Annotated in this window: 27 protein-coding genes; 11 read left to right on the forward strand and 16 right to left on the reverse strand. The window is 45.2% G+C overall.

Annotated features, from left to right (window positions below; all coding sequences use genetic code 11):
- Positions 1 to 340: 340 nt before the first annotated feature.
- Positions 341 to 559 carry a twin-arginine translocase TatA/TatE family subunit gene (tatA, locus tag BLR82_RS15295; protein ID WP_074600340.1) on the reverse strand — a complete coding sequence of 73 codons (219 nt, stop codon included), beginning with the start codon at positions 557 to 559 and terminating at the stop codon, positions 341 to 343.
- Positions 560 to 573: 14 nt separating this feature from the next.
- Positions 574 to 2,031 (reverse strand): alkaline phosphatase PhoX, encoded by a 1,458-nt coding sequence (locus tag BLR82_RS15300; RefSeq protein WP_139186983.1) that lies wholly within the window; start codon positions 2,029 to 2,031, stop codon positions 574 to 576.
- Between the two features lie 268 nt (positions 2,032 to 2,299).
- Here BLR82_RS15300 and BLR82_RS15305 point away from each other — a divergent pair, with 268 nt between their 5' ends.
- The gene (locus tag BLR82_RS15305) at positions 2,300 to 2,524 is read left to right on the forward strand and encodes a hypothetical protein (RefSeq protein ID WP_074600341.1); all 225 of its coding nucleotides are present in this window, start codon (positions 2,300 to 2,302) and stop codon (positions 2,522 to 2,524) included.
- A gap of 13 nt (positions 2,525 to 2,537) precedes the next feature.
- Here BLR82_RS15305 and BLR82_RS15310 read toward each other — a convergent pair whose 3' ends face one another.
- The 4 genes from BLR82_RS15310 to BLR82_RS15320 all read right to left on the reverse strand — a co-directional run bounded on the left by BLR82_RS15310 (position 2,538) and on the right by BLR82_RS15320 (position 5,162).
- Positions 2,538 to 2,861, reverse strand: coding sequence for a hypothetical protein (locus BLR82_RS15310; protein WP_074600342.1), 324 nt, complete (start codon positions 2,859 to 2,861; stop codon positions 2,538 to 2,540).
- Between the two features lie 213 nt (positions 2,862 to 3,074).
- Positions 3,075 to 4,067: a DUF4003 family protein gene (locus BLR82_RS15315; RefSeq protein ID WP_074600343.1), complete on the reverse strand. Its 993-nt coding sequence runs from the start codon at positions 4,065 to 4,067 to the stop codon at positions 3,075 to 3,077.
- Positions 4,068 to 4,144: 77 nt separating this feature from the next.
- Entirely contained in the window at positions 4,145 to 4,318 is a 174-nt protein-coding gene (locus BLR82_RS21140; protein WP_175486830.1) for a hypothetical protein, read from the reverse strand.
- A gap of 151 nt (positions 4,319 to 4,469) precedes the next feature.
- The gene (locus tag BLR82_RS15320; RefSeq protein WP_074600344.1) at positions 4,470 to 5,162 is read right to left on the reverse strand and encodes a Na-translocating system protein MpsC family protein; all 693 of its coding nucleotides are present in this window, start codon (positions 5,160 to 5,162) and stop codon (positions 4,470 to 4,472) included.
- Positions 5,163 to 5,478: 316 nt separating this feature from the next.
- Here BLR82_RS15320 and BLR82_RS15325 point away from each other — a divergent pair, with 316 nt between their 5' ends.
- On the forward strand, positions 5,479 to 6,741 hold the full coding sequence (locus BLR82_RS15325) for a hypothetical protein (RefSeq protein ID WP_074600345.1): 1,263 nt from the start codon (positions 5,479 to 5,481) through the stop codon (positions 6,739 to 6,741).
- 54 nt (positions 6,742 to 6,795) lie between these two features.
- Complete coding sequence (locus tag BLR82_RS21145) at positions 6,796 to 6,957, forward strand: hypothetical protein (RefSeq protein ID WP_175486831.1); 162 nt, start codon at positions 6,796 to 6,798, stop codon at positions 6,955 to 6,957.
- A gap of 280 nt (positions 6,958 to 7,237) precedes the next feature.
- On the opposite strand, the gene BLR82_RS15330 is transcribed toward BLR82_RS21145, so the two are convergent.
- Positions 7,238 to 7,654 carry a helix-turn-helix domain-containing protein gene (locus BLR82_RS15330; RefSeq protein ID WP_074600346.1) on the reverse strand — a complete coding sequence of 139 codons (417 nt, stop codon included), beginning with the start codon at positions 7,652 to 7,654 and terminating at the stop codon, positions 7,238 to 7,240.
- A gap of 134 nt (positions 7,655 to 7,788) precedes the next feature.
- Here BLR82_RS15330 and BLR82_RS15335 point away from each other — a divergent pair, with 134 nt between their 5' ends.
- Entirely contained in the window at positions 7,789 to 8,079 is a 291-nt protein-coding gene (locus BLR82_RS15335) for a hypothetical protein (protein WP_074600347.1), read from the forward strand.
- 382 nt (positions 8,080 to 8,461) lie between these two features.
- Here the strand turns inward: BLR82_RS15335 and BLR82_RS15340 are convergent, their stop codons facing one another.
- The 3 genes from BLR82_RS15340 to BLR82_RS15350 all read right to left on the reverse strand — a co-directional run bounded on the left by BLR82_RS15340 (position 8,462) and on the right by BLR82_RS15350 (position 10,432).
- Positions 8,462 to 8,584, reverse strand: coding sequence for a YfhE family protein (locus BLR82_RS15340; RefSeq protein WP_083334884.1), 123 nt, complete (start codon positions 8,582 to 8,584; stop codon positions 8,462 to 8,464).
- Between the two features lie 81 nt (positions 8,585 to 8,665).
- Positions 8,666 to 9,220 (reverse strand): GNAT family N-acetyltransferase, encoded by a 555-nt coding sequence (locus BLR82_RS15345; RefSeq protein ID WP_074600348.1) that lies wholly within the window; start codon positions 9,218 to 9,220, stop codon positions 8,666 to 8,668.
- Positions 9,221 to 9,529: 309 nt separating this feature from the next.
- On the reverse strand, positions 9,530 to 10,432 hold the full coding sequence (locus BLR82_RS15350; protein WP_074600349.1) for a TIGR01777 family oxidoreductase: 903 nt from the start codon (positions 10,430 to 10,432) through the stop codon (positions 9,530 to 9,532).
- Positions 10,433 to 10,541: 109 nt separating this feature from the next.
- On the opposite strand from BLR82_RS15350, the gene recX reads away from it, so the two are divergent.
- Complete coding sequence (recX, locus tag BLR82_RS15355) at positions 10,542 to 11,360, forward strand: recombination regulator RecX (protein ID WP_074600350.1); 819 nt, start codon at positions 10,542 to 10,544, stop codon at positions 11,358 to 11,360.
- Positions 11,361 to 11,725: 365 nt separating this feature from the next.
- Here the strand turns inward: recX and BLR82_RS15360 are convergent, their stop codons facing one another.
- Positions 11,726 to 12,517 carry a Cof-type HAD-IIB family hydrolase gene (locus tag BLR82_RS15360; RefSeq protein WP_083334885.1) on the reverse strand — a complete coding sequence of 264 codons (792 nt, stop codon included), beginning with the start codon at positions 12,515 to 12,517 and terminating at the stop codon, positions 11,726 to 11,728.
- Positions 12,518 to 12,680: 163 nt separating this feature from the next.
- A complete protein-coding gene (locus BLR82_RS15365; protein WP_074600351.1) occupies positions 12,681 to 12,926 on the reverse strand; it encodes a hypothetical protein in 246 nt (81 codons plus the stop codon).
- Between the two features lie 222 nt (positions 12,927 to 13,148).
- Between BLR82_RS15365 and BLR82_RS15370 the strand changes: the two genes are divergently transcribed.
- Positions 13,149 to 13,481, forward strand: coding sequence for a YfhH family protein (locus BLR82_RS15370; RefSeq protein ID WP_074600352.1), 333 nt, complete (start codon positions 13,149 to 13,151; stop codon positions 13,479 to 13,481).
- A 45-nt stretch (positions 13,482 to 13,526) separates the two neighbouring features.
- Here the strand turns inward: BLR82_RS15370 and BLR82_RS15375 are convergent, their stop codons facing one another.
- Both BLR82_RS15375 and sspK read right to left on the reverse strand, forming a co-directional pair.
- Entirely contained in the window at positions 13,527 to 13,676 is a 150-nt protein-coding gene (locus BLR82_RS15375) for a YpzG family protein (protein ID WP_074600353.1), read from the reverse strand.
- A gap of 14 nt (positions 13,677 to 13,690) precedes the next feature.
- Positions 13,691 to 13,831 (reverse strand): small acid-soluble spore protein K, encoded by a 141-nt coding sequence (sspK, locus tag BLR82_RS15380; protein WP_074600354.1) that lies wholly within the window; start codon positions 13,829 to 13,831, stop codon positions 13,691 to 13,693.
- Positions 13,832 to 13,993: 162 nt separating this feature from the next.
- On the opposite strand from sspK, the gene BLR82_RS15385 reads away from it, so the two are divergent.
- Positions 13,994 to 14,266: a YfhJ family protein gene (locus BLR82_RS15385; protein ID WP_074600355.1), complete on the forward strand. Its 273-nt coding sequence runs from the start codon at positions 13,994 to 13,996 to the stop codon at positions 14,264 to 14,266.
- A gap of 88 nt (positions 14,267 to 14,354) precedes the next feature.
- Here the strand turns inward: BLR82_RS15385 and BLR82_RS15390 are convergent, their stop codons facing one another.
- Positions 14,355 to 15,350, reverse strand: a complete 996-nt coding sequence (locus tag BLR82_RS15390; protein WP_074600356.1) for a metal-dependent hydrolase — start codon at positions 15,348 to 15,350, stop codon at positions 14,355 to 14,357.
- A gap of 337 nt (positions 15,351 to 15,687) precedes the next feature.
- Here BLR82_RS15390 and mutY point away from each other — a divergent pair, with 337 nt between their 5' ends.
- The 4 genes from mutY to BLR82_RS15410 all read left to right on the forward strand — a co-directional run bounded on the left by mutY (position 15,688) and on the right by BLR82_RS15410 (position 20,412).
- The gene (gene mutY / locus BLR82_RS15395; RefSeq protein WP_074600357.1) at positions 15,688 to 16,770 is read left to right on the forward strand and encodes an A/G-specific adenine glycosylase; all 1,083 of its coding nucleotides are present in this window, start codon (positions 15,688 to 15,690) and stop codon (positions 16,768 to 16,770) included.
- 144 nt (positions 16,771 to 16,914) lie between these two features.
- Positions 16,915 to 17,190, forward strand: a complete 276-nt coding sequence (locus tag BLR82_RS15400; RefSeq protein ID WP_074600358.1) for a gamma-type small acid-soluble spore protein — start codon at positions 16,915 to 16,917, stop codon at positions 17,188 to 17,190.
- Between the two features lie 195 nt (positions 17,191 to 17,385).
- On the forward strand, positions 17,386 to 17,913 hold the full coding sequence (gene ntdP / locus BLR82_RS15405; RefSeq protein WP_074600359.1) for a nucleoside tri-diphosphate phosphatase: 528 nt from the start codon (positions 17,386 to 17,388) through the stop codon (positions 17,911 to 17,913).
- A gap of 723 nt (positions 17,914 to 18,636) precedes the next feature.
- The gene (locus BLR82_RS15410; protein WP_074600392.1) at positions 18,637 to 20,412 is read left to right on the forward strand and encodes an ABC transporter ATP-binding protein; all 1,776 of its coding nucleotides are present in this window, start codon (positions 18,637 to 18,639) and stop codon (positions 20,410 to 20,412) included.
- 162 nt (positions 20,413 to 20,574) lie between these two features.
- Here the strand turns inward: BLR82_RS15410 and BLR82_RS15415 are convergent, their stop codons facing one another.
- Positions 20,575 to 21,648, reverse strand: coding sequence for an FUSC family protein (locus BLR82_RS15415; protein WP_074600360.1), 1,074 nt, complete (start codon positions 21,646 to 21,648; stop codon positions 20,575 to 20,577).
- Positions 21,649 to 21,913: the final 265 nt, after the last annotated feature.

Below are 21,913 nucleotides of genomic sequence, written 5' to 3' on the forward strand. Positions count from 1 at the left end.
CCATGTAGAAGGAGGAACTATCTTTGGTATCGTTTTTTATGTGCTGGTAGTGGCGGGAGAATGCGAAAATAAAGAGGGTGAGCAGAATAGCAATATCCAAGTTATACAGGGAAAGGAGAGGATGCAGTGACCGAAGAGAAGCAAGTACACGGATGACCACCCCGACAGGAACAAAAATGAGGAGCCAGGTGAAAGAGGATCAATTCAGTTCAGGAGGAGCGGCTATGCCTGAAAGAGGATTCACAACACAACCGATAGAACGGCAATCCTCAATGAGCTATACGCTGGGGAAAAGAAAAGCTTGCAGAAAACAAAAAGTTTCCTTGCAAGCTGAGCCGATTCATCTGTTTTCCAGTTGGCTTTCGTGATTATTCTCCTGAGAGGAAGGGAGGGGGTGCTCTGGATTGTTGTCACTTACCAGTTCGTTGGCAGATTTCTTAAATTCCTTGAGCGTACTGCCCAAAGCTCTGCCGACTTCAGGCAGCTTCGATGGGCCGAAAATGATCAACGCAAGAATGACCAGCAATATCAAACCGGGAATACCGATATTTTGCAGCATGATTATCCTCCTGTCTAAAGTAAAGGGATACCGTGTCGTTCCAGGGCAGCTACTTCCAAGTCGGACATGCCCTGCTGTTCGGCAAAGGCTGTAACCTCTCCGGAAATCGAAGGGCCTAAGCCTGCTGGGGGTGCTGCATGAGCCATTTGGCGTTGTCTTCCTGCATTTCTCCTGGCAAATGGACCCCAAATTGCAAAGGTGATTCCGGGTGTTTGGATATTGACGAAAAACGTGCGTCCGTCAGGTGAAAAAGTTGGACCGGCAAGCTCGGAATCGTTCAACTTGTTTTCGGCAAATTGATAGACCTGTCCCTCCGGAGTGATTCCCATTACCCGGTCATTACCCGGGCCATCCTCGACAAACCAGACATCTCCCCATGGGGTAATGCAGAGATTGTCGGGCATCTCCATTTCATTGGCGCTAGCTGCTTCATAAAATAGCTCAAGCTGGTTGGTCGCAGGAATGTACCGGTAAATCCGTCCCTGCTCGCCTGTGCTGCTTCTTGCGGAAGTGTCGCTGAACCAGAAAACTCCAGCAGAGAATTGTGATCCCTCCAGTCGGCTGAATTGGATGCAGCCTTTTGCTTCGGCATCATCGCTGGCTTTTTCCGGGTTGATGGTCTTCCAGATGATATTATACTTTTTGGCCGGATACAGTGATTCCGCATAACGGTTTGGCATTTCTTCATATGCTGCCGCCTGCAGGGTTCCGCCTTTTTGCAATGCGCCTGGCTGTGGACTTGGATCAACAGGAATAAAACGATAAAGAAAGCTTGGAGAGGAGTCTTCTGTTAAATACACTATACCGGTAGCGGGATCGACATCACATGCCTCGTGGGAAAAGGCGCCCATTTCCCGAATAGGAGTACGTGACCGTTTGTTTTCCGGATCGTTTGGGTCCACTTCAAATACATAGCCATGTCCCCTTTCCAGGGTTTCCTCACAGGTGAGCCACGTTCCCCATGGTGTCCCTCCACCCGCGCAATTGCGGATTGTACCGGAAGAGGAAACATATTCATCGATCACTTTTCGGTTCGGCCCGACTACCAGAGCAGTAGTTCCTCCGGTATTGTCTTTGTCGTACGGATTTTTTCCGATAACCGGGTAATCTGTGTTTCCGGTTAATTCGTGGTTGCGGACAAGCACAGTGGAGTTATGCTTGCCGGGGAATGCTGCCATACCGTCAAAAGCAGAAGGGATCGGACGTCCATCTGAAAGCTGTCCCCCTTCTTCGGAAATAATTCGGTATTGGAATCCGCGTGGCAAATCGAGAATGCCTCCGGGATCCTTCTGTAGGTTGCCATAGCCGTTAAAGATACTGTCCTGTTTTTTGTTACTGGAGGCCATTAGCGATTGAGCACCAGGGAAAGATAGAATCCCGGTTGTCCCCAGTAATGCAATCGTACTTAATCCACCGACTTTTAAAAAATTTCTCCTGTCCAAATTCGAAGGCTGCCTTTGCAAAACAATCATTCCTCCTTGTGTACGTGTGCTGACAGGTCTTTGAAGCATCCTCTAGTTTCAAGCTACCATCCTTCTATTAAAACTAGATATAGTTGTTGTAAAGCCTTTGTGAACCAAGAAAAATGATGAAATGGTAATAGTTCTAAAGAAGGGAAAAAAGAAGAGGATGCGTCAGAAGAAAACAAAAAGCAGGAAGAATGTATCCAAGTAAAGAAATGAACGAACGATTTCCGTTATAGGACAACTATATTATAATGAGGATAAGGGGGATGAGGATATGGAAGACCAAACGGTATCGGAGAGCCGATATATGATGGTGAAAATGAACAGCATGGAAACGGCGACAATCCGAAACATAGATCCTACTTTTTATGTCTATGATAAAAAAGAAGAGAAAACCATCTCTTTTTCCGTTTCCGAGATTGCTGATTTAGAAAATAAAGAACTGAAGGCTTATTTAAAAGAATATTTTCAGCATCTGGCAGAAGAAGCCTCCAAATAGGAGGCTTCTTTTACTAATTACTGACGTTCTGTTCAGGATCGGAGACTTGCTTAATCTGACTTAGCGTAGCGCCGTTACTTAAGTCACCGTGTTTATAGGAACCAAAGTACGTTTCCCCTTCTTCAATTAAATTCCACGTGTTCTCATTTTTGATTTTTATAGTAAACTCTTTCTCCTCTTTATCAAATGGATCTATAACTTCTATAGAATAGGAATGGTGTGTGGGATCCTCATGTTTTTGTTTTACTTTTATGTAACTTGCAGTAATGTTTTGGCTGCATCCAAGTGTCACCATTAACAAAATAATGAAGGGTACTAATCTAGTCTTAAAAAACATACTTATCCTCCTAAATCATGTTGAAGGAATAATACGATGATAGTTATCTAGCTATTAGTTTAGCGAAAAACATGGAGAATACCAATTATTATTATGTACCTTGTGAAAAAATATTGTAGGCTCTTTCGTACACAGAAGCTTTCGGGAAAAATAAAACTAACAAAAAGAAGCCTCCAAATAGGGGGGCTTCTTTTTGTTATCACTTGCCAGTCATTAACTGCTGCTGGAGCTAGCCGCAGCTGAGGCTCCTGCAACAGATGCAAGCATGGCTGCCTGTTGTGCCTGGATAACGGTTTCCATTGTGGTGTAAAGGCTTGTCTCCAGCAAGGATGAATCTGCGAGCTTGTCGCTCATGAACAAATTGATGGCCAGGATTGTCGTGATATCCTTTTGCCAACGGAATGACTTGTGTTTGTTTAACTCATCGATAATTTGATTGATGACGTCCAATTCGACGAGATCTTCCGGCAGCAGTGCCAGCATGCCCATTTCTGGATAAAATCTGGTTTTTTGTTTAATTCCAGCCTGGCTAAAAGCCTGATGAATATGAGATGTCCGCTCGACAAGCAAATCCACATCGGCATGCTCATCCAATGTCAGGATATGGCTGAGAAACTGCAAGTCGTTGCCCTTTCGGAATCCCAGGTTGTTCAGCCGCTCGTAATACGCTTCTGTCCGTTCGGTCAATTCGGTTACGGTGCCATCGTTTTGAGCCAGCAGTGCCGCCAGTGGATAATCACTGCTGGAGGTAAGGAAACTGTGCGCGTCCTTCATTTTCTGGTATATCGCATCCGTCTTGAGAATGTCATCGCTGAATTCACCGTTTTCTGATGGGTGGGAAAGCAGGACCAGGGCGGAAATATAGGTGAATACCCCCCTGCGAAACCCTGCCTCTACCAGCCTCTTGTAAATCCTGCGCATCTCCTGGAATTTTTCCCGGGGATTCGCAAATCGGACATCGAGCATCGAGGCAATGGTGAACCTGGAATGAGACTTCAGTGAGGAAAACAACCCCACTTCTTGTTTAATATAGTCAGCAAGGCGGACAAACCTTCCGTAATCAAACGTTTTCCCGTTTACCACATACATGGAAGCAGCCATCATCAGTATCCGCTGGTCTGAAACCTTCCATTTCAATTTTGCTTTCAGTTCGTCAAAAATTTCTAAGTTCGCTGACGCCTTCTGCTGTAGCTCTTGAGTATACATGTAAACACGTCCTTGTTAGTGCGGTTTACTAAGTATACGAAAGCTAGCTGTTAAAAGTTTCATTCACACCGGTAAAATTACCTGGCGACTTCCTCAATAAGCAACTGATAGTTATCCGGCAGCGTATTTTCTTGTTTTGTTTTCTCTATAAAAGCTGCCGCTTCGTCGTACGTATCGAATAGCAGCTCCTTATTGTCTTGATAAAACTCTACTCTAATGCCGCCTTTTACTAACCCGGTCACTTTATACACGTTATCTACTCCCCCTGTTTTACATATGGAATCGTCGAATGGATTGTTTTGCTATACAGACTGGAAATTTTTTACAAAATAAAAAGCCGAAAAGGAGTTCATTCCTTTTCGGCTTATGTCTGGCTTTCAGCATCCAGCTCATTTCCACCTGTTATTTTTCTGGTTTCATTATAATAATGATATAGCCTTTATCCAAGGAGAAGTCCCAATCGGCGAATATGTCCTCGATTTGGACTCCAAGCAACGATTCCAGCAAATCAGTATTCAGTAAACTTTTTTCCAGACGTCTTTTGGACAGCTTCAGCTGTTCCTCGAATCCGGCAGCTATCAGTTCTTTTTCAATCCGCACCAGGATTCCTTCCCGGACGATAACCAGTGTCCTGGGATTCAGCATCAGTGAATGTAAATTGCGCGGAGCCTTTTGCGCTTTTTCACTGAAGCGGACGATTTCCTCATGCACTTGTTCCCGGCTTGGATAGCTTAAATAGTCATTATCGTTTTCCGTATCACTCTCTGCCATCTCGGCAAGGATGATGCCGGTCTTGTTTTCCAAAGACCAGTCATAATAGATATTTCGGATTTCCACCTTTGCCGTTGTCCGGACGGTCGCTTTGATATCAGGAAGTAGTTCCTGCATCAACAAATCCCGTGTTTCCTGAACCTTTAGATTGTTGTTTTGTTTGACAAGCACTTTTTCCATTGGTGCCAGAAAATCACGAAGATGAATGGTGATAAACGGCCGGACACACGAAACATAAATGGATGATGGGCCTTTCCCGAAATTATCTCTGAATAGCTTTCCGGTATAGCTGGCAATTTCTGCTTCGATTGATTTCTTATCCATTGTTGTCATTCCTTTTAGCTAAGGACCGAACGTTATTTTCCAGTCCCGTTCTCAATTATAACATTTCCCGGTTTGAATGTAAGGCAAACGGGCTTTTCCCCGGATAATTGTATCTTTTGACACAGAAAAGCACAATAGATTAGGCATAAGGTAGGAGAAACACTTTACAAGTTATATTCCATACTAATTATTCCCTATGTTTGGTAGCAATCCTGGTACTTATGCATTTTCTTGTTGTATTGCCCTTAACGTTTCGAGCGGTTTAGATTAGGATATACAAAATTAAGAATAGTTTTACGGGAAAGGCGTGAAGTAGATGACTGCAGAAGTGACCATCATGAACAAGCTGGGCATGTCGCTTGCTGCCGACAGTGCTGTAACGAGCGGCAGGGAAGGTGTGCAGAAGGTGTACAACTCTGCCAACAAGCTTTTTTCCCTATCCAGACATCATTCCATCGGATTTATGGTGTATGGCGCAGCTTCTTTTATGGAAGTTCCTTGGGAGGTTATCATCAAATCTTATCGAGCGGAACTAAAGGACCGGACTTTCGATGATGTCAGCGATTATTTTGCTGATTTTATTTCATTCTTGAATAGAGATGACCGGTTTAAAGCAGAGGAGATTGAAGAGATCATCATACATAGGACCTTTTCAGATCTCCTGAAACGAATAGTCCGCGATGTCGAGGAAGATGTCAACAACCGAAAAAGTGAAGGCGAAGACGTCACCGATGAAAAAGTCACCGAGTTACTTATTATGGAAGTTGAAAAACAGACGACAACATATGCGGAAATGGAGAAAGAGTTTCTGGAGATCGAGTATGCCTCTTTCAAGGAAAAGTTTCAACACGTCATATCGGAAATAAAGAAAGAATTGATAGTTTACACTGTGCCTGACTCGCTGGAAGAAAAGCTGGTCAGACTAGCCTTCGAAGCGGTCAAAAAAGATTTCTTCAGCTTGGGCAGCACTGGTCTTGTCATCGCTGGGTATGGTGATAAAGAGATTTTTCCTCATTTGATCGAATATCGACTGGAAGGGTTTGTGTTCGGAAATTTGAAATACAAAAAGCTTCGGGAAAGGAAAATCACCTATACTAATGATAAAAAGGCCGGAACAGCAAGCATCACGGCGTTTGCCCAAAGAGAGATGGTCGATTCCTTTATGGGAGGAATAGAACCGAACATGGAAGACGCAATGTTCGGCATCATTGACCGGGTGCTTGGAGATTACCATGAGCATATTCAGAAGCAGTTGAATATCAAGTTTTCAACAGAACAGGTTAGAACCATGAAGAAAATGGGTAATGAACTATATGAGTCGATCAAAGATTCAGTGGAAGAATATCAGCAGGATCAATATGTCAGGCCGTTGCTCGGCATCGTCCGGTCGCTTCCGAAAGAAGAACTGGCAGAAATGGCGGAAGCGCTGGTCAATCTTACTTCCTTCAAGAAGAGGCTGACGAGAGCGACCGAATCTGTCGGACCGCCGATTGACGTTGCTGTGATCACCAAGGGAGACGGCTTCGTCTGGATCAAACGGAAAAATTATTTTGATCCGGAAATTAACCAGCCGTTTTAATCGCTACAGCCGTTTTCCACGGATGGCAAATAAAAGGAGAGGGGCAGGAAGCAAATGGCATTAAAGGATGAAGAGTCCCGTAAACAAGAGTACTTTAAACTGCCGGACAATGACCGCGTTCTATTTGAATTGGAAGAGGCAGAGAAGAGAGAAAAAGATAATGTTGCCAAAAAGGTATTCGAAAAATTCGACAAGAAACAAGATAACCATAAATAATCCCGGGAAACCGGGCTTTTTTTATTTTAGAAGAAGATAAGCAGTTTATGAAGATGGTAAAGAGAAGAAAGAGCGGAGAAAAAGCCGTTCAACAAAACATTGTAACTATTCAGCTGTTGGGGAGTCCAGCACCTATCCCACGCCGTCTACGATAGCTAAAATCAAACCTTTTCGCAAAAAAAAGCTGCGACGATATTTCTTAAGCTTGGACCTCTGCAGCCTCGTCAGTCGTCTCATTTTTATCGGAATGGGCAAGTGCCTGCGCTTCTCATTCGATACTTTAAACCCGGGTGAACTCCTCGACCATACTGGCAATCATCCGGTGAATCGCCTTCTGTTTTTTAACGGGGAGGTCCTTCATCTGTTTCACCTGCTGCTTGAATTGCGGGTGTTTGATTAAGTAGTCGAAGATTTCCAAGGTTTCCTCATCAATGGCTTCCCCTGTAGAGTTATACAGCCGATTGAACTCCTTGAGAACATCTTCGCGTGGTGTGTCGATGCCGACAATCAGATCGACGGATATATCAAAAATTCTGCTAAGTTTAATGATAGATTTGAGATCGGGGAGGACGGTGCCATTTTCCCACTTGGTTACCACAGAGCGGGAAACGTTCATTTTTTCTGACAGCTGCTTCTGTGTCCAGCCCGATTGTTCACGGTAATATTTCAAATTGTATGCTAGTTGTTCATAGTTCATCCGACAATCACTCGCAACTCGTATTTGTTAATCGTTATCGTAACATTATTAGTAGAAAAAGTGCGGAAACCGTTGTTCTATTAGTGAACATGTAGTAAAATGTTACCGAATAGAACAAAAGGAGGAAGTAAAGGATGATTGGCTGTCTTGCTTTATACCCCCAAGAAGGAAAGAGTATGGCGGAATGGCTGGTGAATGGATTGAAAATGGACAGCGCAGAGGTAACGGTGAAACAGGAGCTGGAAGGAACGCTCACGGTCATGCTTCCAGGTACGACAAAAACAGCAGTCTGGCAGGCAGCATTGGAACTGGAATGTGCCGGTATCGCAGCGGGTTACGGTTTTGGTGAAACAGCTTCCGAAGCATTGCGAAGTGCGCGTGAATTGCTGGGCAGGCGAATAGACGCAGATTTATCCTTTACATAATAAAACTGGTATAGATGAAATGCCGATCACACTTGGTTATGTTAAAAAAGAAGGCTTTCGCCATTAATTTGGCGAAAGCCTTCTTTTTTCAGATTGTCGAACTCTTAACCGAAAAAGGGGAGGAATCGGGAAAACGTTTGGAGTAGGACAATCTCTTATTAACAATCTTATCCACAAATCAAATCGGTTATACACACGGTTTGTGGATATTTTCCACATTATCCACAATAAAAGGTGAAAAGTTAATAAGATTTTCATCAACAATCAAAATCTAGGTACTTCAACTGTTTTAGACGCTTATCAACACTGTGCACAACCTTGTGGATAACTTCTGCCCACAACTTACAGGGCTACAGTGTAGGTATTCCCCGCCTGGACAAAATTAAACCCGCTTTTTTGTTTCAGCATACATGCGATCTGCTGTTTTGAATTCTTTTTGATATAGCACTTGCTGGGTTTTGGATAACGTATTCTTTGGATCGTTGACGCCTCGCTTATTGCTCATCGAATTCCTCGCTTTCGAATCGCCCGCCGCCCAAAGGGAAGATACAGGCCTTTTCCTCTAGCATTTCCCAAAACGTTTTCTTTATACGACAGCTTCTCCTTCGCTTACCTCTATCGGGTGGCGATGGAGGAAGTAGCTTGCCGGAGTGATGACAAACAAATCGTACACGGGGACATCGCAGTGCGCATTAATCGCTTGATAAACATCCGGATAGGCGGATTGTCCAGAGTGAAGGTATGGCAGTTTCAGGGCAGCCCGCATCGAACGTTCGTTAGACTGGCGGATTTTGATAAACACCGCATCCATCCCGTGCGAGATGAATACCTCCTCCAAAAATTGCTCTTTGGCAATCCGGTTGTAGCCTTTTCCGAAAAACGGCTGACCGATCCATGTTGCCAGGAATCCTTTCTTATCATGGATATCAAATAAATTGATGGTTCCGATCGGCTGTTGGCACTCATCCAGAATGGTACGCGAGACCAGCAGGCCGGCTTCTTCCTGTTCGATTGTCTGCTTCGTCAAAAAATAAAATTCATCCATCCCCGCTGCTTTGTGGCGGACATACGGAAACACCTGCGGGTGGCACATCAGTTCGAATAATTTTGGTACCTCGTGTAAATCGCGTTTTTTCAGCATAAAAAAATCCCTCCTGATCGTGGAGAGGATTGAAAGTAACCCTAGGAATCGCTAGTGGTCCGCCTCCCCCTCGAATTTTTATCAACAACCAACAAAAATTCGGGGTGGGAATCGAACCCACTAGAACCAGTCAGACTGGTGGCGCACCATTTGCCTTCCCATTTTCTATTTTTATTCCCATGTACAGATGGGAAAATACAATCACTTTTTACAAGAATATAGTACACAAAAATCTCGGAAAAGGGAACAAAAATTTTCAGGCAATATCCGACAATTTTTCTTACGCGGAGCTGGATTCAGTTGGGCGGTTTAGGCAGAAAATATATCGCGTAACGCCGGTTCCAGATACGGATACTGGAAGGCATAACCATGTGCCTGAGCTGCTGCAGGGAGGACAGTCTGACCTTTTAGTACCAGCTCGCTCATGTCACCCAGCGCCGTCTTCATCAGTTTTTCCGGTACGGGCAGCCAGCAGGGCCTGTTGAGCACCTTTGCAAGGGTTTTGCTGAAATCCTTATTTCGTTGCGGTTTCGGAGCTGTGACGTTCAGCGGTCCGCTTAATTCGGCCGTGTCGATGGCGTACAGGATCAATTCCACGACATCATCGATATGGATCCAGGAAACCCACTGCTCGCCGCTTCCGACCTTGCCACCTGCCATTAGTTTGAAAGGCAGAGACATTAAAGGCAAGGCACCTTGGCGGCCAAGAATCAAACCGAAACGCGCAACAACCGTACGGACGCCGAGCGTTTCGGCTTCCGCTGCTTTGGCTTCCCACTCGGCTGCAACGCTTGCCAGAAAATCATCACCCGGTTCTGCCGTTTTTTCAGTGAAAGCTTGGGTAGTGGATGTGCCGTAGTACCCCATTGCCGAGCCATTGATCAAAACATGGGGTTTATCTGGCAATGTCCGGAGAAGCCGCAGTACCTCTTCGGTAGCCTGCAGGCGGCTGTTTATAATTTTTTGCTTTTTTTCTTCCGTCCAATAACCAAAAATCGAGTCACCTGCCAAATTAACAAACGCATCGAGCGCCGGCAGTTCGGCTTCCGGTTTGCTGTGTTCCTGCAGCCAGCCAATATAGGTAACCGAATCCGTGTTGCGGTGGTTTTCCGGATGACGTGTCAATACATAGACATGGCTCCCCCTTTCGATGAGCTGGTTGGTTAGGTTTCGACCGACAAATCCTGTTCCTCCTGTAATGGCAACGTTCATATCATGGCCTCCTTTATTATGTAAGAGCAAGATACCTTTATTATACGATGTTTCGAAGCGTGTGTGCGGTTTCCTTCCGTGCTAAAATGGAAGGTGGAGGTGAATCCCGTTGGCAACTATATCCCGGATAACCACACAGAAGAAAAACAAACACCGCTATAATATTTTCCTTGACCGAAATAACAATGAGGCATATGGATTCAGCGTCGACGAGGATATCTTGATTTCCTTCCAGCTCCGCAAAGGAATGGAGCTGGACGAACCGACAATTAACGCGCTGATTGAAAAAGATACCATTCATAAGTCCTTTACCCTTGCATTGAACTATTTAAGCTATCGAATGCGATCCAAAAAAGAAATTCACGATTACCTGGCCAAAAAAGAAGTAGAACCAGAACAAATCCCGGTAGTCATCGACAGACTGGTAAGGGAAGGGTTTCTTGATGACCGGGAGTTTGCTGCTTCACTGGTACGGACCCGAAAGAATACGACGAGCAAAGGGCCTTTACTTGTCAAAAAAGAGCTGCTGGATAAAGGCTTATCCGCTGTGATTGCGGAAGAAGCGATTCAGCTTTATACCTATCAGGATCAGTATGATAAAGCATTGAAATGGATGGAGAAAAAGATGAAACTCGACGGCAGGAAGTCGTTCAGGGAACAGCTGCAAAATGTACAGAAAACCTTGATGCAAAAAGGCTTCACCAGCGATGTCATCAAAGATGTGCTAGCGGAAGTGGATACTGACGATGATAACGATGCCGAGTGGCAGGCAGTTGTTTACCAGGGAGAAAAACTACTTCGCAAGTATGCGAAAAAAGAGGAAGGGCTTCAGCTTAAACAAAAGTTGAAGGGTGCACTATACCGGAAAGGTTTTGGGTTCGAAGAAATCGACCGCTTTATCGAAGAATACGTGGATCAAGCAGAGTAAAACCAGGCTGAACCATTACAGCCTGGTTTTCTATGTTGACCATTTCCTTGTACTTGCTCCTTGGCTGGTATCATCCGCGACCGTCTGGGTTTAATGAAAAATGCTTATACCCCGCTGCGGAAATACCCTGCTTCTTCTGCAGGCGGCTGGCGAGCTTCCGCTCTGGGGGGATCTCACCGAGACCTTTCCTCCCGCAGGAGTCTTCAGGTATTCTATGCTTTCTGTTTTTAGCCAACTGTTATTCACTGTAGATAAACTACGGGAGGAGGCGAATGCATAGAACCCAGTGGTAAGCACGAGACCGGGGCATCCATCTTTCAGAAGTTCAAAAAGAGAGAGCCTTTACAATATCAAGAGCTTGTGCACTAATAAATCCCGCGTTCTTTCAAATCGCGGATTGCCTGGTGGACGTGATCGACTACACGGGATGCTGTTTTCTGGACATCAGGATGCGCAGTCGACATTGCATAGCTGTATGGTGTCATTTCCAGCATCGGCACATCGTTGAAAGAATCGCCGATAACGGCAATATCCTCTGCGGTAATGCCCAGCTTTTCAATGAGGCGCTGCAGACCGAGTGCTTTGCTGATTCCTTTAGGAACGAAATCGACACAATGGGCATCAGACAAATAACTCTCCATGACCGGGCCGAATTCCTCTGTGATTTCCTGTTTGATTTTGAGGATATCTTCTGTTTCGCCGTGGATGGTGAATTTAGCAGGGAAAACGGTCTCGCCGTAATATGCTTCCAGCCGTTTCTCCTCTTTGACAGGGAAATAAAGCAAGTGCTCGAACGCCTCGATTTCCGGCGTTTTTTCTGCTACATAGACATCGTCTGCAGTGGAAACGGAATAAACGGTAGGATACTTGGCTATCGCCTGATGCAGACGCCGGCTCAAGGCTTCTGGAAACGTTTCGGTATGCACCAGTCCATCTTTCCCATGATAAACGAAGCTTCCGTTTTGGCTTACCCGATGTCCTGTTTGATTTACTTGTTTGAACACTTCGAGAATGTCGCGATCCATTCTTCCGGAAGCCACAGCAAATTCAACATCCTCATCTACCAAGGCGGCAATCGCTTCGATGTCCTCCGGCAGGATATGGTTTTCTTTTCCCAATAATGTACCATCAAGATCGGTGACGAAAAGTTTGAGCATAATTTTGGCTCCTTTAATGTTAATCTGGCGTTTATGTAGATAATCAATTTCGATTATACAGTTTGCAAACGCCTTCAGACAAAGGGGAATTAAGGAAGCAAGGATCCGATCGTTCATAGTGTACACAAACGGTTATAAATATGGACAGAACGATCTTTGCCAGTCAGGAAGCTTTCTGCTCTGTTTGTGTTCTGCTCCGTTTCCATTTCCAATAGTGAAAAAGGTAGTAAGCTAGTCCGGCGAGGGATGCGGAAAAGTAAAACGGAGATGGTTCCCCGTCTTTCCATTGTGTCAGCCAGATACATCCGAAAAACGCAAACACCAATGCGCCTGTCCGCAAGCGCCCATTCGGCTGTTTGGTGAACAGAATGATGAACATGGAAAGCAGGAATATGAGAATGGTAAACATGAATTTTCCTCCTGTGCAGTTGTCGTTCATTTTTACAGGTTTACATCAGTTATAGCGATCTCAAAATTCTTCTACAGAGTTTTTTCTATATATTACCAATCAGCTTGGGTTGTGTAAATAAGAGGATGGGCAAAGGAAAAAGATATTTTGTGGGTCAACGGACAATGCGGTAAAATGGAAAAGGAATAGGAAATGCATCAAGTGTGCGGGAGGTTATCAAGAGTGGAGAAGAGATACAGTGAGTACACGGTGGACGAACTTCGTCAGGAAGTGGCAGCCCTGAAAGAAAAAGCCCAAAAAGCAGAACAATTGGGTAACGTAAGTGAATTCGCCATCCATGAAAGAAAAATACAGATGGCGCTGGCATATATGATGAACCCGGAGGATTATGCTGCAGGGGAAACCTATGAGTTGCAGCAGGATCCGGGCCACACGTTCAAAATCAGTTATGTCAACGGCAGGTTTGCCTGGGGCAACCGAATCAATCTGTTGGGTGAAATGGTGGAGAAACAGGAAGCGATACCGATTTCGTTGCTCGGGAAAAAATTGGATTAAGCGGTAAAGGGACAGTCCCTGCCATATGGCAGGGACTGCTGTATGTCAGCCTTTTTTCTTGAGAACGTCCATGATGATATCTTTCTGGCTTTTACGGGTTTCACCGTTCACTTGCTGGCTGGCACGTTTCGGATTTGCCCGTGGAGATTGAAAAGGATCCTGGTAGAGATTTTCGGCAAATGGCTTTCTGGCCATAGCTGTTTTCCTCCTCAGCGGTGTGCAGAATTTTTCATGCGTTCCTGTGGTTCAGTGTTGATCGAGCCATCCGCCCGCTTCGGACTGTATCGTCCTTTGGCGCGCGGTTTGCTGTCCATGCGCATATCAGGAAAACCATACTTTTTATTCCGCATTCGCATTCCCTCCGTCCCGTCAATCCTTTGTGCGCTGCCTGAAAGCTGCGCACTCATAGCTTTTACGTAATCAGAGAGCTTATGTGGTACAATAATTACCGGTACTGACCGCATTTCAGATGCAGGTACGTACGCGATTCTCTTTCATAAAGGGTGAGTGACATGCAGGAACGGTTTGAACGGCTGGCAGAACGACTTGCCGAAAAAAATCAACAATTGAGCCGTGACGAAGCTAGAACATGGGTAGAACTGCTTTGGGAGGATTTCGACTCTACTCGGGCGAAAGCCGGGGAAAAGTATCAGGGCAAAGACGTTACCGAGCAGATCGTACTACGCTGGATCGACCAATATGGTCCGCGACTGCACGATTTTCTAGCCAATAATCCAAAATACGCAAGAATGTTCGAGCGGAAAAACAATAGCGAAAATAAATAAAGGCTGGTACCCGTTAAAGGGATTCCCAGCCTTCCATTTTTCTTAAGCTTGTCAGGGTAAGGGTAAATTGCCCCTTGCACTTTTCTTATCAGGTGAAAGGGGAGGGAGAATCCTCAATCACAAGTTTGCGCTGAAGCTTTTTCTCGGAAAATATCCAGCCCGTGTAGGAAGTCATAATCCGGTGGTTGTCATCAATTTGCACAACTGCGACAAAAGGATAATGCCCCTTTGATCGATAGCGCAGGTCAATAAACCGTACCTCGGTAAAATCATCAAAGTAGTTGATTTCCCAACGGTGTACCGGTGAAAATGACAGGAACGCAGAAATGTTTTTGTCCTGCAATGCCATATCGGTCAATTCGTCTTCCGGCAGCGGCTTTTTTTCAAACTCGTCAATGAATTCAATATGCCCGTTTTCGGCCCTGCCTACATAGAAGTGGTCTTTTGCTGTCACGGCAATCCGCCAAATGTTTTGTTTCATAGTAGGCGATGTAACGATTTGTTCGACATCCGGAATATGGTGTTTCACCTTCTTGACGATTTCCCGTTTGTCGAGATACCGTTTGATATAATATAGAAAAATCACAAAATAAATCAGCAGCCATGTATAACCAGGATTAGCTCCCAGTATCCACGCGACAATACCAATGATGTGCATCGTAAAAATGTACGGATCGAACGTGTTGATAAATCCATAGGCGACCCACCTTCGTGTGAACGGCCGATAAGCCTGGGTGCCATATGCATTAAAGATATCGACAAGAACATGAAGGATTACAGCCAGAAACGTCCACATCCATAAATGCAGAAAACTAACGTCCGGCATAAATGCATGAATCAGGCCTGCAACGGCAACTCCCCAAAACAGGACTGCCGGCAGTGAGTGGGTAGCCCCACGATGGTGTCGTATATAAACAGCATTATTTCGCAATTTTAAAATGGTATCCGAATCGGGTGCTTGTGATCCGACTAATGTGCCGATCATGACGGCACTATATAAAGCAGGATCTTGTTGAACGGCCGGATCAAGTGTGGCCAGGCCGCCGAGCGCAACCCCCATGACGATGTGGGTTCCAGTATCCATTCCATACGGCCCTCCTTTAATCAGTATATTAGTAGTAAAAAGCAGACTTGGCTGCTAGGCTTTTCATTCAGTTATCAAGCAGGCTATACGCCTGCATAAGTTTGAGTCACTTGTGCTTGATGGATAGATTGTTTTAAAGGCAAGAAGTCCACCATTGGAGTGCAGCACTCCGGTTATTTTCCATAACCAGTTTGTGGTTACTTGTCCTACCGAACTTACTTCCTTGTATAATCTATCCCTCTTTATCGATAAGCAATTAATCGCTTTGATAAACACACTTACTTCTACACGGTCTTGAATCGTGCTAATGATATTGTACCACGAAGGATGAAAAACAATGAAAAACAAACTAGTTGAAGAAACGATAAATCATTTCGATACGGCTGGATTTCAAGCCGATTTGATCAATTGGTTTTATCAGGAACAGCGTCAGCTTCCCTGGCGTGAAGATAAAGACCCTTACAAAGTATGGGTATCCGAAATTATGCTTCAGCAAACCAAAGTAGATACCGTTATTCCTTATTTCCAACGCTTTATGAAAAAATTCCCGACACTTGATGATCTGGCGGAAGCAGACGAACAGGAAGTATTGAAAGCGTGGGAAGGTCTAGGTTACTATTCCCGTGCCCGAAATCTGCAAAACGCAGTCAAGGAAGTCGCTGCATCCTATGACAGTAAAGTGCCGGAGAATGCAAATCAGCTTGGTGCCCTGAAAGGCGTCGGGCCGTACACGAAAGGGGCGATTCTCAGTATTGCCTACGATCAACCGGAACCTGCTGTCGACGGCAATGTTATGCGTGTTTTATCGAGGGTGCTGTCGATTGATGAGGATATCGCCAAGCCGAAAACGAGAAAAACATTTGAGTCCGCCGTCAAAGCGATTATTTCGCATGAGGATCCCTCCGCTTTCAATCAGGGGCTGATGGAGCTGGGGGCAATTGTCTGTACGCCGACCACCCCTTCCTGTATGCTCTGTCCTGTTCAGAGCCACTGCCGGGCGTTTGCCGAAGGTATCCAGCAGGATTTACCGGTAAAAACAAAAGCCAAAAAACAAAAACAGGTCGGTTACCTTGCTTTCCTCGTAAAAGATGGTAACGGAAATTATTTGATCGAACAAAGACCAGAAACCGGTTTGCTCGCAAGCCTATGGCAGTTTCCGATGGCTCCGTTAGCTGAAACAGATGAAGAGCATGCCGCCCAATGGTTCAGCCAGGTGTACGGTGTCGACATTAAAATCGGCGGGCAGGTTGACCGAATCAAGCATGTGTTTTCCCACTTGATTTGGGATGTCGAAGTCATTGAAGCCACGGTCAGAGGAGGAGTCCTGGTCCGTGACGCAAGCCGTTTTGTTACAGTGGAAGAACTGGATCAGTACCCATTTCCTGTTTCCCATCAAAAAATGCTGAAACACGTAGAATGAGCGTTCTCCACTTAGTTTAAAGCGTCCGAGTCATTTTTATTCCTGCTTGGAAGTTTTTGGTCTATATGGATAAGTTTCTTGCCTCATTCCTCCGGATAACATCCCGCTTATTGGAGAAATTAATGGGTGCGGAGGTGATATGAGATGGCTAAAAACAATAATCCAAGCCAAACTAACGCTCAAAAGGTTAAAAAACAAAACCAACAGGCTGCCCAAGGTCAACAATTTGGTACAGAGTTTGCTTCTGAAACTGACGCTCAGCAAGTAAGAAAGCAAAACCAAAAAGCTGCCCGCGGCAAAGCAGGTCAAGCAGGAGCACAAGCTGGACAAGCAGGCCAGTTTGGTACAGAGTTTGCTTCTGAAACTGATGCTCAGCAAGTAAGAAAGCAAAACCAACAATCTCAAGCAAAAAAGAAGTAACTTCTTAACCCCCGAATAATTCAGACAAAAAGGAGCTCTCTCACCCGTTGAGAGCTCCTTTTGTTTGTGCTCGAAGGGGAGAAGGGGACAAACTTCATTACTGCCTGCAGTCTATCATTTCCATTTAGAATTTTTTATCGTTATAATTAAATTAGTAAACAAAAAATACTCTTTTAAAAAAGAAAGGAAGATAGGATGGCTGGCCCGCAACCTGGTTCGAAAATGCAAATTCAAAGCTATAAGCACAATGGCCAGCTCCATCGCGTTTGGGAAAGCAGTACGGTGTTAAAGGGCACGCGAAACGTCGTGATAGGAGCTAATGATCGAACCTTGGTCACGGAAAGCGACGGACGAACATGGGTAACAAGGGAACCCGCAATTTGTTATTTTCATTCCAAGTATTGGTTTAATGTGATAGGCATGCTGCGCAATGATGGCATTTATTATTACTGCAACATTAGTTCTCCTTTCGTTTATGACGAGGAAGCGTTGAAGTACATCGATTATGACTTGGATATCAAAGTGTTCCCCGATATGACGTTTAATTTGCTGGATGAGGATGAATACGAGCAGCATAGACGGGAAATGAATTACCCAAAGGTAGTCGACCGGATTTTATGGAACCACGTAGAATATCTCATTCATTGGATCAGACAGCGCAAAGGACCGTTCGCCCCCGAATTCGTAGACCAATGGTATGAACGGTATTTAACCTACCGGTAGGCTTTTCTTGTTGTCTGAAAAACAGGAATATGTTCGAAAATCCTTGTCACCAATTTGGGCGGCAAGGTTTTTCTTGCGTTTGTGGATAGTGGCGCGATGATCTACTCTTTAAGAGTTAGTCGCTCATTGTTCCTGGTAGTTGATTATCTTACCGGGAAAGTCGCTCCAGTTCGATCCGAAGTCGCTCTGCTTAGCCGTAAAGTCGCTCATGTTTGGGTGAGTTGATCATTTTTCCGGGAAAGTCGCTCCAGTTCGATCCGAAATCGCTCTGCTTAGCCGTAAAGTCGCTCCAGTTCGAGTGAGTTGATCATCTTTCCGGGAAAGTCGCTCCACTTCGAACCGAAATCGCTCTGCTTAGCCGTAAAGTCGCTCATGTTGGGTGAGTTGATCATCTTTCTGGGAAAATCGCTCCACTTCGATCCGAAATCGCTCTGCTTAGCCGTAAAGTCGCTCCAGTTCGAGTGAGTTGATCATCTTTCCGGGAAAGTCGCTCCAGTTCGATCCGAAGTCGCTCTACTTAGCCGTAAAGTCGCTCATGTTCCCGAAAGTTGATTATTTTTAAGAGAAATATTATTCTTCCTAGCTGAAGTTAGCTCCGCATCTTATATTTGTAAGCAGCACGATAGAGGACCGTGCCGGCGCTCATTTGGATAAAGGCGTTTGATTATGCCTGGGCAGGTTAAAGATATACAAGATACAGCAACAGAGAGAGAGGTGGACACCTTGGACAGTATAAAAAGGTACATGGCGTTTGTTTGGCCTTATAAATGGAGAATTCTTTGGACGGTGCTGATCGGGATTGTCAAATTTGGAATCCCTTTACTGATGCCGTTGATTGTTAAGTATGTTATCGATAATATTATCGGCGCTGATGACTTGACGAATTCGGAGAAACTGTCCGAATTATTCTGGCTCATGGGTGGAGCGTTTGTCGTCTTTCTGGTGGCCAGGCCGCCGATTGAGTATATACGACAATATCTGGCCCAGTGGACAGGAAATAAAATTTTATACGATATCCGAGATAAGCTGTTTGATCACATACAGCGGTTGAGTTTGCGTTTCTATTCACAGACGAAGACAGGGGAAATTATTTCCCGTGTCATTCACGATGTCGAGCAGACGAAAAACTTTGTTATGACTGGTCTGATGAATATTTGGCTGGATATGATTACGATTTTGATTGCAATTGCGATCATGTTGTCTATGAATGTCTGGCTCACTCTTGTAGCAGTGGCATTATTCCCGTTCTACGGGTTTGCTGTCAAACTGTTTTACGGGAGGCTGCGCAGTTTGACCAGAGACCGTTCCCAAGCACTTGCCCAGGTACAGGGCCACTTGCATGAACGCGTTCAGGGAATGCCGGTGACCAGAAGCTTTGCGCTTGAGGATTACGAACAAGAACAGTTCGACCAGCAAAATTCGAACTTCCTGGACAAAGCGCTCCAGCATACTTCGTGGAATGCGAAAACCTTTGCAGTGACCAATACGATCACCGATTTGGCACCGCTACTCGTTATCGGATTTGCCGGATATTTTGCAATCACAGGCGGACTTACCGTCGGAACGATGGCTGCTTTCGTTGGCTACATGGATAGGGTGTACAGCCCGCTCAGGCGTTTGATCAGTTCCTCGACTGTGCTAGTGCAGTCGATTGCTTCGATGGACCGGGTGTTTGAATTCTTAGATGAAGATTATGATATCATCGACAAACCGAATGCCAAGCAGTTGGAAGAAGTGCACGGTGATGTGAAATTCGACCATGTTCAGTTCAAATACACCGATGAGGAAGCCCTCGTTCTTCACGATGTGTCCCTTGATGTGAAAAAAGGCGAAACAATTGCGTTTGTCGGGATGAGCGGCGGTGGGAAATCCACCTTGATCAGTTTAATCCCGCGTTTCTACGACGTCACCGGGGGTAGCATCAAAATTGACGGGACCGATATCCGTGACGTCGAGGCCCGCTCTCTGAGAGACAAAATTGGCATGGTGCTGCAGGACAATATTTTGTTCAGCGAATCGATTTCCATGAACATCAGGATGGGAAACCCGTATGCCAGCGATGAAGAAGTAATCCGTGCAGCCAAAGCGGCCAACGCCCATGAGTTCATCACGGGGCTTTCCGACGGTTATGACACCATGGTCGGCGAGCGCGGAGTCAAGCTTTCCGGCGGACAAAAACAGCGGATTGCCATCGCACGGGTATTTTTGAAAAACCCGCCGATCCTAATATTGGATGAAGCAACTTCGGCGCTCGATTTGGAGAGCGAGCATTTGATCCAGGAGGCGCTTGAAAAGCTGGCTTCCAACCGGACGACCTTTATTGTCGCACACCGGCTGTCGACCATCACCCACGCCGACAGAATCGTATTGATCGAAAACGGAGAAATCAAGGAACAAGGGTCCCACCATGAACTGATGAACCTGAAGGGCAATTACTACAATCTTTATCAGGTACAGCAGCTTGATGACTCGACGACAACCGAATATTTGGGGACCTGAAAATAGGCTGGAACAAAAGCATTAATGACTAAAGAAAAAACCGATCGATGATTCGAAGTCTTAAGCATTCGAACTCGTTCGGTTTTTTATTTCGTATAAGCTGCGGTTGTAACCTAGCAACTAATAAAGCGTTCTGGAATCGTTGGAGTAAAATTCCTTGCCTTATTTTTTGTATTCAGGTGTGACGTTGAACTTTTCATCCTGATGGTATTGCTGGTAGCTTTTCAAAAGCCGCCGCAGGTGTTTTAGCTCGTGATGGTATTCCATCAGTTGGGACGCGAGCGGCAGAAAGATCAGTCGTTCTTCTTCCTTCTCTTGATACACGTGGATCAATGTCTCGACAAGCCGCAGCAAATCTGGCTCGCTGATCAGCCGCAATGTTTCTTTGTGGTCTTTTCGAATACGGCCCATTGAACTTAATATCAATTTTTCATGCGAATGAATAACCTTATCAAGTTCTTGGACGAGCGCATCCTGAAAGTTTTTCGGGATGTTCTCGATTTTTTCGCCGAGACGGTTGAAGGCTTGAAGCACGTCGAAAGATTTTTTCGTACACGCAATCAACTGGCGGAAAACAATCAATTTACGAGCCTTGCTGTATTGGTTCTTCTTTAGATAGGTCCGTTCCTCAGCATAAAAAATGTAGGTTTGATCAATGTAGCGAATTTCATCCTGGATGCGTTCGATTTCCCCTTTGAGCGCCGGCTCGTCCGATAAATGCCTGGTTGTGACACGGAGCCACTGCAAAATATCGGAAGTGGTGCGGTCAATTTTTTGAAACAGCTTCGTTTCATATTTCGGCGGCAGGAAAAACAGATTGACGACAAACGCTGCCAAAATCCCCAGCGTCAAGGAGGAAAAACGCATCAAGGCGAAGGTGATGAATTCCATTTCCGTCGATTCCATAATGGCGATAACAGCGACAACGGCAAGCATCATCGTCGATTGGTTCATGTTCAGTTTGATGCACATCCCGATGACCACGATAGTGGTAAAGCCAATCACGAACGGATCGTTGCCCAGGGTAAGAACGATAAGGATCGCAGTTGCTGCTCCGATGATATTGGCCTGGATTTGTTCGACAATTGATTGAAACGAGCGGTAAATCGATGGCTGTACCGCAAATACAGCGGCAATTCCGGCAAAAATCGGAGTAGGCAGACCGGCAAGCGTTGCGATGTATAGAGAGATTGCGACAGCCAGACCTGTTTTCAGCATTCTTGCTCCGAGTTTCATATGTAGGTACCCCCTCCAATTGCTCTGTCTAGTTAAAGTATAGCGCAGCTGTTGTTTTTTTGTTATGAAAACGGCAAAACAAACTGCTAATACCAGTCTATTCCGCTATACGAGAAATAATAAGCTTTCTTCTTGGGTGGAAAAAAGGCAGTAAAAAAAGAGTCCCTGCCGGTATGACAGAGACTCAAGACTTTCATGCTTTGGAAGGGAAGTCAAACAAACTGACAAAAAGCACGAATGATTGAAAATTATAAAAATTTTCATC

Origin of the sequence: Sediminibacillus halophilus (assembly GCF_900103695.1) — a bacterium.
Classification (GTDB): Bacteria; Bacillota; Bacilli; order Bacillales; family Amphibacillaceae; genus Sediminibacillus; species Sediminibacillus halophilus.